This is a genomic window from Pseudomonadota bacterium, from assembly GCA_026388255.1.
Classification (GTDB): domain Bacteria; phylum Desulfobacterota; class Syntrophorhabdia; order Syntrophorhabdales; family Syntrophorhabdaceae; genus JAPLKB01.
The window spans coordinates 24089-37044 of record JAPLKC010000102.1 but is presented as its reverse complement, the minus strand read 5'-3'; the positions used below and the strand labels follow the sequence as shown (position 1 = coordinate 37044).

The window sequence follows — 12956 nt, the reverse complement described above, 5'->3', positions numbered from 1 at the left end:
GACAAAAAAGTAAAAAAGCTTTCAAAACAAACTGCGGGGATTTACTCGCCGAGATTAAAACTAAGGAGGTTGATTATGGGAAAGACAAAATCATTTTTTCTGTTGTTTACGGTTTTATTTACATTTCTGGCCATAGGTATCGTAAACGGAGTTGTTAAAGCGGAAACCATTACACTGAAGGCAGTAGCCGGGTGGCCAAAAACAGCCAGTGAATATAAGGCCTTTACCATCTTTACGGACACACTGGACCAGATAATGGCAAAAAAGGCCCCCGGTGAACTGAAGATACAGTTTATCGGAGGACCGGAGGCGGTGAAATCACCGGATCAGGTTCAGGCATTGCAGCGCGGTATGGTTGACATGGTCTTTACCACCACTGCCTATTATGTATCGGTTTTGCCTGAAGTGGATGCTTACAAACTATCGAGTTTTACACCTGCCGAAGAAAGAACAAGCGGCGCCCTGGCTTATATGAACGACCTCCACGAAAAAAAGATCGGAGTCCATATGCTGGCAAGGCTTGGTCTCGGTACAAAATTCCATCTCTACCTGAAAAAGCCCATAAAGGCTGCCGACCTCAAGGGGCTTAACATTCGTGTATCCCCCATGTATCTGCAGGCAATAAAAGGGCTTGGCGGGAACCCTGTAGTAATACCGCCCACAGAAGTGTATATAGCGCTTGAAAGAAACGTTGTTGATGGTTATTGCTGGCCGGCTGTCGGGATTCGTGACTGGGGCTGGCATAAACAGACAAAATATGTTGTAGACCCGGGGTTTTACAATGTGCCGAACCCTCTTCTCGTAAACCTGAAGACATGGAACAAGCTCCCGAAGAAGCTCCAGGATATTTTAACAGAAGCGGCTATAGAGGCTGAGAAAAAGGTGGTCGCTGTTTTTGAAGACCTTGAAAAGAAGGAGCGTCCGTTATTAACAAAAGAAGGTATTGAAACCATTGATCTGCCCGCAGCAGAGAAGGAAAAGTTCCTGAAAGTAGCCTATGATGAAGGATGGAGAGATGTCATTACGAAAAACCCCAAGACCGGCCCGGAGTTGAAGAAACTCTTGACTAAATAAGGGAAATAGATTCTCATATGCTCGTGCCCGTTACATTTTAATGAGGTTAGACCATGAGTTATTTTGTATTATGCGAAGGGAAAGAACTTTGTTTTACCCTGCCTGACGGGTGGAACGTCATTTCTGCCGAGGATATACCTCCGGTACCGGGTGTTGCCGATGCGTTGGGGGATATAAAGAGAGCCCTGGATAACCCCATAGGCTCGTTGGGAATCGAAGAAATAGCAAAGCCCGGCATGGAGGTTGCAGTTCTCTTTGACGACCTTCAGCGGCCCACTCCGGCACACATAGCCGTGCCTGAAATACTAAACCGTTTAAACAAGGCCGGTATCCGGGATGAACGGGTCAAAGCTGTCTGTGCTCTGGGGACACACCCGGCCCTCAGCGCAACGCAATTGGAAAACAAGATAGGCACAGAGGCATTCAGCCGTTTGAAGGGCAGGGTTTTTTCTCATGATCCACATTCTTCAGAGAATGTGGTCATCGGCAAAACCCATCGCGGGACGCTGGTGGAGGTGAATCCTCTGGTTGCTTTTGCAGACATGATTATCGGGGTCGGGGAGTGCATGCCCCATCCTATTGCCGGATACGGCGGGGGATGTAAGATTATTATGCCCGGCGTCTCTTCATATCGTTCAGTTGCTGACCATCATTTTACCTGGATGCGACATCGGGGTTGCCGTGTTAATATCCTTGACGGGAATCCTTTTTACGAGGAGATCATCGATGCAGGGCGGCTCTCAAGGCTGTCATTCAAGCTGGATATTATCATGAACCATAAGAAGGAAGTTGTAAAAGCCTTTGCAGGCGACCCTGTGGCTGAACACCGGGAGGCATCCCTCTATGCGCAATCGCTTTATCATGTGCCGCTCCCGAAGGCTGCCGATGTGACGATCATCTCTGCCTTTCCATTGGAGATCGGGGTTCAGGCCACAAAAGCGCTGACAATGGCAAGCTTCTGCACCCGGTCAGGGGGAACGATTATCTGGGTTGCCCCTCAGAAGGAAGCAGGACCTATTATGCCTCTTGTTAAGGAGATGGCAAGCAATGAAACTGCAAGCTATTTCCATCAACGCCTGATCAGGGACGACATCCCCGATCATCTCAGGTCTTTCGGTATTTCATACATCATGCAGGTGGTGTATTTCAAGGAACTTGCTGAAAAGTTTAATGTAATTCATGTCACGGAAGGTCTTACTACCGAGCAAGTGAAGATGATGAAATTCACACATGCGCAAACACTTCCCGAGGCTGTTGATATAGCATCCCGGACAATACCGGAGGCGGATGTTGCAATTTTCCCTTCAGGAGGTAATATTATTCCGGGGATAAAGTGATACCAATTCGAATCAATCAAGCTCCAGGCTGACTCTGGAAATACCGTCGGGTAGTCTTGCCAACTTAAATCCCATTTTCCTGCTCAACTTCAGCATTTTATCATTCTCACTGAGCACAATCCCGTAAATCTCATGCAATCCCTTGTCCTGTGCAATCCCGATGGTAATATCGAGGAACTTTTCTCCCAGGCCCTGCCTTTGGAAGTCGTCATGAACAGATAAAGCGAATTGACCACTCCCTAAGTCGGGTTCGACGACGAGTCGCCCACCGCCGATAATCTTCTTTTTGTCACCTTCATTTAATTCGGCAACAATGGCGATTTCTCTGTCATAATCTGTGTTACAAAAATTCATGAGCATCCTGTGATCGATCTCCATAGCCACAAAGAACCTTAACCGTAGTGTTTCTTTGGACAAAGTAGACATCATTTCCTTTATTAGAGGTTCATCTTCAGCCCTGAGAGGCCGCAGCAGCACATCTCTTCCGTCGCGTAATTTCCAGGGCATGATATATCGTGTCGGGTAGGGCATAATAACAAGGTGAGGATATTGAGCGATACCCTTCCGATAGTTTTTATCGACCTGGATTGTTGCATTTTTTACATATACCTTGTCGTCGGCTGTTACAACGATTTCGATTTCTATCTCTGCAATCTCTGGAAAATCGACAATGAACCGGGAAAAATTTATGAGAACTTCTTCCATATGTCTCATAACAGATTTATTGGCTGCTCTGAATTCCGCTTCATCCATTAAATACTTTGCCAGAACCTGGTTTAAGGGAGGTAATCCTACGGCAAAACCGACACGATTTCTTTTCCCTCCGGTCATGGATATAAAAAGAATAACAGTCCCAAAATCAATGTCCTTCATTGATCTTAAAGCCCATTCATCAACAGGGTATTCCGGTATTGCCTTCCTCTCATCAGGTATAAGTTCTTTAAGAAGGGGAATCTCATAATTCTTAAGAAAATTTGCAGCATCCTCTACGGTAAGAATCTCTTTTTGTTCTTTAATGGTATTGTTAATGATAGCCCTCAGATGATTTGTCAGTCCCATTTTGTTTTCAGGGATCTCTTCCGGGGTTTCGTTAAGAAGCTCGATATTCCTGCGGTAGTTGAACATATACATACATGCCCTGACGGCGACCTCCGGGGTTGTGTAGACAGGTATATTGGCCTCTTTCAAAATATCGAAACCTTCATGCGAATATTGACCCCCCATCCAGACAGCAACAATCGGTTTTGCTGTTTTCAGGGACAGTCCAGCTATCTGCTTTGCCAGTTCCCCCGGGTCACAATGAGGAGCGGGCGCATATACGATGAGAATGCCGTCAACACCCTCGTCTTTAAGGCAAATATCGGTTACTTCGATATACCTTTCAACATCTGCATCTCCGAAAAGATCAAAGGGGTTATTTTCATTCCAGTAAGGCGGCATTATCCGGCAAAGCCTTTCCATACTTTTTTCTGAGAGACAGGCAAGTTGCCCTTTCTGCTCTGCAAGGGTGTCACAGGCAATAATACTGATGCTGCCCGAGTTGGTGATAACAGCGAGCCTTGACCCCCTGGGGAGAGATCTCGAAACAAGGACTTTTGCTGTGTCAAAAAAATCCATTGTTTCCTTTGCCCTTACTATACCAACCCGCCTGAAGGCAGCGTCATAGACTGCATCACTTCCTGTCTCCAGACCTGTACGGGAGAAGAGCGCTTCTCTGCTCTGCGGATATCTGCCCGGTTTAAAAACAACAATAGGCTTGTTTCGCGCAAAACAGCGTGAGGCACTTAAAAATTTTTTTGTATCTTTTATGTGTTCCACATAGAGCATGATGCTTTTTGTGAAATAATCTTCCTGAAGAAAATCTATAAGGTCGGCAAAATCCACGTCAACCATGGAACCGAGAGATGCAAACATGCTGAAACCAATGTGGTTATCTACTCCCCAGTGGAGCATGGTGTTACCTATAGTGCTGCTCTGAGAGATAAAGGCTATGTTTCCCGGTTCAGGGTTTACCTTCAGAAATGTAGTATTCAGGTTATCGTTAGGCAGGATAACGCCGTTACTGTCGGGGCCGATTACCCTCATGCCGTAACCTTTTCCTATCTTCCATATCTCGTTTTCAAACTTCTTTTTCTCCTCCAGAGTAGCTTTTGGGCCTGCAGATATGATAATTGCGCCTTCCACGCCCTTTTTGCCGCATTCCTCAGCCACATCCAGAATCAGTTCATCGGGTGCGACGATGACAGCAAGATCGATATGCTCATCAATGTGAGAGACGGAGGGGTAACAATCAAAGTGAAGCATCTTATTTCTGTCCGGGCAGACTGCAAATAACTGCCTCCCCCCTGAGGAGAAAAGGTTATCAAGTATCGATCTTTCGATAGTACCCTCCCGGTCACCTGAGCCGATGAAGGCAATGGTTTTAGGGTTAAGCATTTTTTTCAGATTGCCCATGTATACTCCACTTTATTCCCTCCAGGTAAAAGCCCCACTGCTTGTGACAGGGCATTTTATTGTATTCTCCTGTAACTCAAGGTTTTTTGCAACTGTTTTTCTATTACTGTGACACCCGCGGGTACCCGTCGTTCACTCTCTCTTTTTAGACTTCCTGTATGAACGTGTGACATCCGCTCGTTTACATTCGGGGTGCTTGCCTACAGGCTTGCCGTGGTGATCTATGTCCGGCAATTTTGCAGATAAAGCGCCTGCTGTTTTTTGACTCTTAATCTGTGAACCGTGAACACTTTTTTTGCTTTACTTTAATCTTGCATTTCTATTCTTCCAGGTTTATCATTGCATAAGAGATATCTGCCATGCGGAGAAAGACGCAATTCTTATACATTCAGGAACCCTTGTTTGAAGAATTTAAAAAAGACATCTGTTATGTCTGTCGCAAATGGATCAAGAAGGACGACGGACTGAATGTGGGCAAGGGGGTATGGAGACACTTGAAGTGTAAGCCTATAGATTTGAAATTTTTAAAAAAATCCCCGGCTTAACGATATAAAACACTAATAATGCAAATTAAACATTAGCAAAACCCTTTTCGCAGGACAGTCTTGAAAGGACAGCCACAGGGCTTTAAGATATCAGGATGAAAAAAATGGCAGCTTCTGCCGGAATGATACTGTTAATTGCCTATTCCATTATTATGGGGGCGACGTACTTCACACAGGACAGCATGATCTACTTTCCCGAGAAAGAGATTTTGCAAACCCCGCAAAACATAAATCTTGATTACAGGGAGATCAATTTTTCAACAAAAGACGGCGTAAACATATCCGGCTGGCATATTCCTGCGAACCCGGAGAAAGGCACTCTTCTTTTCTGCCACGGCAATGCCGGGAATATATCGAATGTAATGGAGCATATAAAGATTTTCCATGAGGCGGGCTTCAGCGTGTTGGTTTTTGATTACAGAGGCTACGGCAAAAGCGGCGGTAAACCGTCAGAGGCGGGCACCTATCTTGATGTAGAAGCTGCCTGGGATTATCTGCTCCAACAGGGCAATCCCCCTGAAAAGATAATTGTTTACGGCCATTCGCTTGGCAGCGCAATAGCAACAGAGGTTGCCATAAGAAAAAATCCTGTTGCCTTAATCATAGAAGCAGGTTTTACGTCCATGCCTGATCTTGGTGCAAAACTTTACCCATGGCTGCCAGTAAAACTTTTGTCAAAATATCAGTATTCCACGGTAACTAAAATAGGCATGATAAAGTTTCCTAAACTCATTATCCACAGTCCGGATGATGAAATAGTTCCCTTTCAACACGGCAGGATGCTATATGAAAAAGCCTCCCAGCCAAAGGATTTTCTGGAAATCAGAGGTGGGCATAATGATGGTTTTCTTCTCTCAGGTGCAATATATAAAGATGGATTGATGAAGTTTATCGAAAAACACAGAATAATCAGGTGAACATGAAAAATAAAAAAGTAAAGAAGAAAAGTATTAAATCAGAGAAGGACAATAAAACAGAAAAAGGCGGTAAATCTGCCCGTAATGATGCAAAGAATGGCAGAAAAAAGCAACGGGTTAAGGCGATCATACTTTTATGTGTTGCGGTGTTTTTCTTTGCATATATGTTTTACGCAGGCGGCACAATAGGGAGTTTCTTAGCATTAGTCATCGGGATTGTCTGTGGATTAGTCGGGATTCTTTACCTTAAATAATTTCTCATCCGGAAACTCCGGATGAGAAATTATTGGTTCCCGAATGGAAAAGGACCCTTGCCTGATGGAAACTAAATAGTCTGTTCCTTTAAAGTCCTTGTTGCTTCTTCCGGTGTTATGGAGGTGACGTAAAATTCATCTTCCCGCTTATATTTGGAAGATTTCTGGTCCAGGGGAAGTATCTCAATATGCCAATGAAAATATTCGCTTATCGGCACCCTTTCTTTTTCAAAATCTGTTTTGTATGTATTTGGCGATGTGTGGATTACCAGTGTATATGCATTTGTTAATTTTTCAATCCTTTTCATAATATCCAGCATAAGATTGACAAGTCCGAGTTTTATATCATACCCTCGCATTTGCTCAAAGCTTTCACTGTGCAACCTCGGCAGGATCCAGACTTCAAAGGGGAATCTTGAGGCAAAAGGGCATAATGCAATAAAATCGGAATTCATACTGACCACCCTTTTGTTCTGTTTTATTTCCTGGTTTATTATATCACAGAGCAAACATCTCTCTTTTTGTTGATAATAGTTTTTTGAATTGGTAACCTCAAGTTCAAGCCTTGCGGCAATCATAGGTGTTGCAAGGAGATGGGAATGAGGATGAAACATATGCGAACCTGCAAGTTCCCCGTGATTTTTGAATACCTGTATGTTTTTAAACCTTTTGTCTTTCTTTAAATCGGAAATCCTTTCCATATAGACTTCCAATAACAATAACAACTCTTTATCTGTGAAGTTCGACATGGTCTTTGTGTGCGACCTGTTCTCTACGATGATTTCGTGCGCCCCCACATTGTTCATTTTGTCATAAAGCCCTTCAGCCCTCTTGTTTTCGACAGCTTCTATGACAAAAACAGGGCTTATTGCCGGAAAGCAGCGTAAAAGCCAGGAGCCGTCAATGTCTTTGTACTCTCTGATTGCTTTTGGGGTAAGATGCTCATTACCGGGACAAAAAGGACATATACCCACTGAACTGCTTTCGGGGCTCCTATAATCGGTCGCTATCCAGTTGCCGCCAACAGGGTCTTTTCTTAATTCTGCCATAATTTCTATAGTAAAATACAAAAATGTTTTTGTCAAAGCAAATGCATTATCTTGCAGGTTTCAGGTTAGATACAGCTTTGCTATCATCCCTATTCCGGCTTCTGCTGGGACCGATACTTATGTTAGCGGCCACCGAAGGCGTGCCGCTAACTGGGAGCTGAGCTTCGCTCCTCTCCTCTTTTTGCTGTTGCTGCAATTTGTCTCTGCAATACCTTTACGGGGTAATAGATCATGTAACAACAATTTTGTCGAGTATTTATGTTCTTTTCGACATTATTTTCCTTAAATTATAGTCGTCCTACGTTAAAACATGTAACTAAAACAGCATGTTACAATTCATTATTGGTTGGTATGTTTATTGCTTTCTGTTTATGTATGATAGAGAGTTTAAAGATGTTTTTTAGATAAAATTTGAACATGAGCCGATCCGTTATCATTATAATAAGTAAAGCACCCTGTCATAGGGGCAAAGAAAGGTGATGAAGATGAAAAAAAGGATGTTAGTGGTCTTGGTTCTTGCGTTAGGACTTTCATGTATCCTGCCGATTGAGAGCTTTGCCTGGAGAGGCAGAGTTGGAGTCGGGGCCGGATATTATGGCGGGTGGGGCCCCTACAGACACCATGGATGGTATCGTCCAGGGGTTTATGTAGGTTTTGTAAATCCATGGTATATTCCCCCTCCTGTATATGTCTATCCACAGCCTGTTGCGTATGTGAATCCTGTTGCCCAGCCTGCCTATGCCTATCCTGATCCCGGACTTACGGGACAATATACAGGTGAGAACCCTCCCGGCAAGTGGGTTACAGTACCCGGTCAATGGGTAGACGGTAAATGGGTTCCTTCTCATAGAGCCTGGGTTGCTGTAAATCCGTAGCTATTCCAATCCGGATTTTGAGATGGAAAGAAGCGTGAAGATGAGCTGTAGGCGTATGCCGCGACACAGTTGCAAAATGTCCGTCTGCAGTCGAGATATATTGATGGGGAAGATGAGTCAACAACAAAACTAAATATGTTTGAAGGCGAACTGGTGTAAACAATATTAGCGCGCTGATAGGGCTTTTATTCTCGGATCATCTTCCGGATATTGATTATTATTCACTTTGCCGTGCCGAAAGGCTAAACTGAGAAGAGAATGAGTTTTTAGAATGGAAAGAAGGGGTATTGGACATATACATGTAGCATGTGCCATTATTGAACGTAACGGCACCGTCCTTGCCGCCCAGCGGAAAGAAGGCATGAGGATGGCCCTGAAATGGGAGTTTCCCGGCGGCAAAATCGAGGCAGAAGAGAATCCTGAGGCTTGCCTGAAACGGGAGTTGATTGAAGAAATGGGCATTTATATTGCCATAGGCCACCCCCTCGATCCGATGACTTACCAATATTCGTCCTTCATGGTGACACTTTATCCCTTTGTCTGCACCATCCTTTCAGGCGGGATTACGCTGCATGAACACGCTGATGTAGTGTGGCTGCCCCCGGAGGAGCTCCTGTCACAGGATTGGGCCGAGGCGGATGTCCCATTGATCAAACAATATCTGAAGTCGCGGCAGGGAGCAAAATAGTGTTCCGACCATGCCCAATAGAAAAGTAAGGAAACTTCAGTAAATTTCCTCTTGACGAGTCCTATATATTGTGGTTATGATGGAATATCATACTACATGTTGTGTTAATTTCATAAAAAATGTATGCTTTAACATCTAACATAACCATATACAAGGAGGCAGTATTATGGACGTTTATCAATCAATCGTTCCCCGGTTATCAAAAAACGCGATAACAGTCCTGGAACGTCGTTATTTGAAAAAAGACCATCGAAGCCGTGTGATCGAAACCGCTGCCGACATGTTCCATCGTGTTGCCGATGCGATTGCCGGAGCTGATAAAAAGTTCAATAAAGATTCTGACACCGAAGCCCTTTCACACCGGTTCTATGCTTTTATGGCCAATCTGGAATTTCTGCCCAATTCCCCCACGCTCATGAACGCGAGCCGCGAATTGGGCCAGCTATCCGCCTGTTTTGTGCTGCCCGTCGGCGATTCCATGGAGGAAATATTTGACTCAGTTAAGCACACCGCGCTTATACACAAGTCAGGAGGGGGGACAGGTTTTTCTTTTTCCAATCTTCGTCCCAAAAATGATGTTGTACAATCAACGACGGGTATTTCCAGCGGGCCCATATCATTCATGAAGGTTTTCGACATTGCCACAGAAACGGTCAAACAGGGAGGAACAAGGCGGGGAGCCAATATGGGTCTCATGCGGGTAGATCATCCGGATATTCTGGAATTCATCCAATGTAAATCCGATCAGAAACAACTGAACAACTTTAACATCTCGGTAGGTTTGACCGAGACCTTCATGGAAGCATTGGAATATGATGGAACATATCCCCTGATCAATCCCCGGAGCAAGGAAACTGTCGAAATATTGAAAGCCGGTGATGTTTTTAACCTGATTGTCAAACATGCCTGGGAGAATGGAGAACCGGGTATCGTTTTTCTCGATAGACTGAACCGTGACAATCCTACACCCCACATCGGCATCATCGAATCGACAAACCCCTGCGGTGAACAACCGCTGCTCCCTTATGAGTCATGCAATCTGGGTTCAATCAATCTCGGATTGATGGTGAATGATGGCCAGATTGACTGGCAGCGTTTAAAAGAAGTTGTGCATCTGGCCGTACATTTTCTGGACAATGTAATTGAACTTAATCAATATCCCTTGCCTCAGATTTCCAAAATGACCTATGCCAACCGCAAGATAGGTATGGGTGTCATGGGGTGGGCCGATATGCTCATTGCGCTGGGAATTCCATATAACTCCCTGCAGGCAGTCGAATTAGGCGAAAAGGTTATGGAATTTATCAATACCGAAGGACATGACGCATCGATGGGTTTAGCCAAGGAGAGGGGCGCCTTTCCGAATTTTGAAGGCTCGCTCTTTTCCCAGAACGGAAAACCTTTTATCAGAAATTCCACCGTCACTACCATTGCCCCCACAGGAACAATCTCCATCATTGCAGGCTCCTCATCCGGGATCGAACCGATTTTCGCGGTCTCATTTGTACGACAGGTACTGGATAACAATATCCTTGTCGAAGTCCACCCCCTGTTTGAACTAATGGCCAGAAAACGCGGCATTTATTCTAAGGCCCTTATGGAAAAAATTGCCGAGTATGGAACGATTCAAAACATCGAAGAAATCCCTCTTGATATTCGCAATATATTCGTTACAGCCCATGACATAACACCGGAAGCCCATATCCGGATGCAGGCAGCATTCCAGAAGCATACAGATAACGCGGTAAGCAAAACTGTGAATTTTCCTAAAACAGCTACGCTTGAGGAAGTCAGAGAAGTATACGAACTTGCTTATAAACTGGATTGCAAGGGCGTTACAATATACCGTGACGGTTCAAGGGAAAATCAGGTTCTTTCTACCGGGAAAACACCCCAGAATACAGAGGAAAGTGAAACAAAAATTGTCCGGGACCGTCCTCTGTCTCTCAAAGGCTGGACATACCGAATGCAGACAGGTTGCGGGCCTCTGTATATTACCATCAATGAGGACGAAGACGGACTCTTCGAGCTGTTTACAACCATGGGCAAAGCCGGCGGCTGTGCCGCTTCTCAAAGCGAGGCCATAGGCAGGATGGTCTCTCTTGCCTGGAGGACCGGGATTCAGCCGGAACAGGTCGTCAAACAACTCATGGATATCTCCTGTCATTCCCATTCCGGCTTCGGCGCAAACAAGATTCTCTCCTGCGCCGATGCTGTCGCCAAAGCGATACGGAATCATATGTCTTCAGCGGGGCATGAAGAGCACATGGAAAAGAGGTCTCTCTTTAAGGGGGCTTGCCCCGAATGCGGCGGCAAGGTTGAACATGAAGGGGGCTGTTCCGTATGTCATTCATGTGGATTCAGCGAATGTATTTGATTAATTAAATAATGAACTACCTCGCAGCTATGCTGCGGGGAGGTGGTTTATATGCCATGTTCTCTTCAAAGGTAAAAAAGTGGTAGAAACGGACAATAAAAAAAGGGTCTTGGGGAAAATCCCAAGACCCTGTATTTGTTTGGTTGCGGGGACCGGATTTGAACCAGTGACCTTCGGGTTATGAGAATTGTTAAATGGTTAATTAAATCAATATATTAGCCAACATTAAGCAGCAAATTGCGACAAAATATGACATTAAATGACAGCAAAATGCAACCTATACGCAACCAGTAATTGTATTAGAAAATAAGCAAAAAGGCAATATTGGGAATTTGTAATTCCTCAGTCCAATGTCCCAACATACTGGAACGCCTTTTATTCAGCGTTTTAACAGCGTCGAATGTCATGTGTTGCTTTCGTAAAGTCAATTTATTTGACAGAAACGTTTATTAGCCATATACTACAAAAGTAAGGTGATGCAATATAACTGTCTATGATATAAGGAGTTTCATCTTTTGCCGGAAGTTGGTAAGATTATATTTCGAACTCATGCGATTAAACGAATGTTTCAACGTCGCATTAATGAAAAGGATGTTCGTTCTGTTCTGGAAACTGGAGAAATCATAGAAATGTACCCGGACGACACACCATATCCAAGCTGCCTCATCTTAGGGTGGATGGCAAATAGACCGATACATATTGTTGCAGCAGATAATATCGCTGACAATGAAACGATTGTTATTACTGTTTATGAACCTGAGCGAGATAAATGGAGCCCTAATTTTAAAAGGAGAATCCCATGAAATGTGTCATTTGCAAACACGCTGAAACAGAACCTGGCACAACAACGGTCACCCTGGAAAGGGATGGTCTTACCTACGTTATTAAACAAGTACCTGCTCAAGTATGCCCGAATTGTGGTGAAGATTATGTAGATGAAAATGTAACAGGTGATCTGCTTAAATCTGCAGAGCAAATGGTAAAAGTTGGTACACAGGTGGATATACGCCAATACGTTGCCGCATAAAAACAATGTCGAGGCATAACTGCCACCCATAAAACGGTTGCTATAAGACTGTTCCTGATTAAAGGAAGGGTGATCAGATCAAGGGGGGTGATGAATATGGATACAAAAGAAAAGATTGTTCTGGATGCAATGAAAAAAGAAGGAAAACCTATGAGACCCGGAGACATTGCCAAAAAAGCTGAAATGGACAAAGATGAGGTTTCCAAAATTATTGATAGCTTAAAGAAGGAAGGAAAAGTGATATCACCGAAGCGATGCTTCTATGAACCCGTACAGTAAATGATTGACGGATTTTGTTGCACATATCAGTTATAGTATGGGCATTTAGTCTCAGGAGCAATCATTCAGGCTGTTGACAG

General features: G+C 44.2%; 12 protein-coding genes. 10 read left to right on the top strand and 2 right to left on the bottom strand.

Features of this window, described 5'->3' with window-relative positions:
* The first annotated feature begins 75 nt into the window (after positions 1–75).
* Positions 76–1074, top strand: coding sequence for a TRAP transporter substrate-binding protein DctP (gene dctP / locus NT178_15720; GenBank protein ID MCX5813975.1), 999 nt, complete (start codon positions 76–78; stop codon positions 1072–1074).
* 53 nt (positions 1075–1127) lie between these two features.
* Positions 1128–2411 carry a nickel-dependent lactate racemase gene (gene larA, locus NT178_15715; protein MCX5813974.1) on the top strand — a complete coding sequence of 428 codons (1284 nt, stop codon included), beginning with the start codon at positions 1128–1130 and terminating at the stop codon, positions 2409–2411.
* Between the two features lie 12 nt (positions 2412–2423).
* Here larA and NT178_15710 read toward each other — a convergent pair whose 3' ends face one another.
* Entirely contained in the window at positions 2424–4865 is a 2442-nt protein-coding gene (locus NT178_15710) for a GNAT family N-acetyltransferase (GenBank protein ID MCX5813973.1), read from the bottom strand.
* A 649-nt stretch (positions 4866–5514) separates the two neighbouring features.
* Here NT178_15710 and NT178_15705 point away from each other — a divergent pair.
* Together NT178_15705 and NT178_15700 are read left to right on the top strand one after the other, a co-directional pair.
* The gene (locus tag NT178_15705; protein ID MCX5813972.1) at positions 5515–6327 is read left to right on the top strand and encodes an alpha/beta hydrolase; all 813 of its coding nucleotides are present in this window, start codon (positions 5515–5517) and stop codon (positions 6325–6327) included.
* Positions 6328–6329: 2 nt separating this feature from the next.
* Positions 6330–6581: a hypothetical protein gene (locus tag NT178_15700; protein MCX5813971.1), complete on the top strand. Its 252-nt coding sequence runs from the start codon at positions 6330–6332 to the stop codon at positions 6579–6581.
* Positions 6582–6652: 71 nt separating this feature from the next.
* Here the strand turns inward: NT178_15700 and NT178_15695 are convergent, their stop codons facing one another.
* Complete coding sequence (locus NT178_15695; protein MCX5813970.1) at positions 6653–7630, bottom strand: DUF4931 domain-containing protein; 978 nt, start codon at positions 7628–7630, stop codon at positions 6653–6655.
* Between the two features lie 485 nt (positions 7631–8115).
* Here NT178_15695 and NT178_15690 point away from each other — a divergent pair, with 485 nt between their 5' ends.
* From NT178_15690 to NT178_15665, 6 genes are all read left to right on the top strand, one after another.
* A complete protein-coding gene (locus NT178_15690) occupies positions 8116–8505 on the top strand; it encodes a hypothetical protein (GenBank protein MCX5813969.1) in 390 nt (129 codons plus the stop codon).
* Between the two features lie 271 nt (positions 8506–8776).
* Positions 8777–9193 (top strand): (deoxy)nucleoside triphosphate pyrophosphohydrolase, encoded by a 417-nt coding sequence (locus tag NT178_15685; GenBank protein MCX5813968.1) that lies wholly within the window; start codon positions 8777–8779, stop codon positions 9191–9193.
* A gap of 166 nt (positions 9194–9359) precedes the next feature.
* A complete protein-coding gene (locus NT178_15680) occupies positions 9360–11570 on the top strand; it encodes a vitamin B12-dependent ribonucleotide reductase (protein ID MCX5813967.1) in 2211 nt (736 codons plus the stop codon).
* A 515-nt stretch (positions 11571–12085) separates the two neighbouring features.
* Positions 12086–12373: a DUF4258 domain-containing protein gene (locus NT178_15675; GenBank protein ID MCX5813966.1), complete on the top strand. Its 288-nt coding sequence runs from the start codon at positions 12086–12088 to the stop codon at positions 12371–12373.
* On the top strand, positions 12370–12597 hold the full coding sequence (locus NT178_15670; protein ID MCX5813965.1) for a type II toxin-antitoxin system MqsA family antitoxin: 228 nt from the start codon (positions 12370–12372) through the stop codon (positions 12595–12597). The genes NT178_15675 and NT178_15670 overlap by 4 nt, the downstream gene beginning before the upstream one ends.
* 96 nt (positions 12598–12693) lie before the next feature.
* Positions 12694–12876 (top strand): helix-turn-helix domain-containing protein, encoded by a 183-nt coding sequence (locus NT178_15665; protein ID MCX5813964.1) that lies wholly within the window; start codon positions 12694–12696, stop codon positions 12874–12876.
* Positions 12877–12956: the final 80 nt, after the last annotated feature.